Annotated in this window: 2 protein-coding genes; both read left to right on the forward strand. The window is 62.1% G+C overall.

Annotation, left to right across the window (positions count from 1 at the left end):
* Positions 1–524, forward strand: a 524-nt coding sequence (locus tag VTU_RS25695; RefSeq protein WP_010101350.1) for a DHHA1 domain-containing protein, incomplete at its 5' end; no start/stop codon positions are given.
* Between the two features lie 368 nt (positions 525–892).
* Positions 893–1,024: a hypothetical protein gene (locus tag VTU_RS35390; protein WP_265597335.1), complete on the forward strand. Its 132-nt coding sequence runs from the start codon at positions 893–895 to the stop codon at positions 1,022–1,024.
* Positions 1,025–1,215: the final 191 nt, after the last annotated feature.

Raw genomic sequence — 1,215 nt, forward strand, 5'->3', positions numbered from 1 at the left:
AATTCAAGGGCTCGGGCCGATCGATCGTGGGGTTTCATCTGCGCGATGCACTCGACCTGGTGGCCAAGCGCCACCCGGGCGTGCTGCTGAAATTCGGCGGCCATGCCATGGCCGCCGGCTGCACGCTGGCCGGGCCGACCTTCGAGCTGTTCGGCCAGGCGCTGGCCCAGGTGGCGCAGGAGTGGCTCGACATCGGCACCCTCACGCGGCGCATCGAAACCGACGGCCCGCTGGCGCCCGAATACTGCCGCGCCGACCTGGTCGATACCCTGCAACGCGAGGTCTGGGGCCAGGGCTTTGCTCCGCCCACCTTCAGCGAAGAGGTCGAGGTGCTGAGCCAGCGGCTGGTCGGCGAAAAGCACCTCTCGCTCAAACTCAGGCACCAGGGCCGCCCGGTGGACGGCATCTGGTTTGGCCGCACCGAGCCCCTGCCCGCGCGCGTGCTATTGGCCTTCCGCCTCGACGTCAACGAGTGGAAGGGCGAGCGCAGGGTGCAGTTTCTGGTCGAGGGGGCGCAGTTTTAGTGCGCTGCCCTGCTGCGCAAATGGACGGCCTTGTTGCGTGCATCGTAACTGCTAACCTTGTGCTGTCCCCTCGCTGAGCATGCGCTGCTACAGCCAGACGCGCCCCGGCACCGACCACGTGGATCATCTCCGTCAACGCGGCCGCTCATACGGCGATCGCCCACTGGGTGGGCCACGCCCCGGATTTCATCGCGTTTGAAGTCTGCCGCCTTGTGCCAGACGCAAGCCGCCTGTGGCTGGCACCGGTGCCCGCTGTTGAATGGGTAGTTGATGGATACGGCAGCGGGGAGCCGACTATCCAGAGAAAATATCAATAGCAAATTTTTATATAGAATGATCGTTCCAAGTGCTGTACGATACCGCTGTCCTTGCAACAAGCGCTTCAAGCGGAAAACTTTTGGCGCACAGAAAATGATGTCTATCAACCAGTGATCGCGCCGCAGCTATCCAACCTGCTGCGCCAGCCGGATACCGGTATCGACTTGCCCGCGCTTGACTGATGCCGGTCTCCATGCCCCCTTAAAGGAAACACCATGGCACAACAACCCAAACATGCCGGCCTGTTCTTGCTACTGGCCATTTTTCTGTTGTCACTGAACCTGCGGCCAGCCATTGCTGCGATCGGTCCGTTGATCCAATCCATCAGCCAGCACGCCGGAATCAAGTCGGTGGGCATCAGCCTGCTGACCAC

It is taken from the genome of Verminephrobacter aporrectodeae subsp. tuberculatae At4 (assembly GCF_000193225.1).
GTDB lineage: Bacteria > Pseudomonadota > Gammaproteobacteria > Burkholderiales > Burkholderiaceae_C > Acidovorax > Acidovorax aporrectodeae.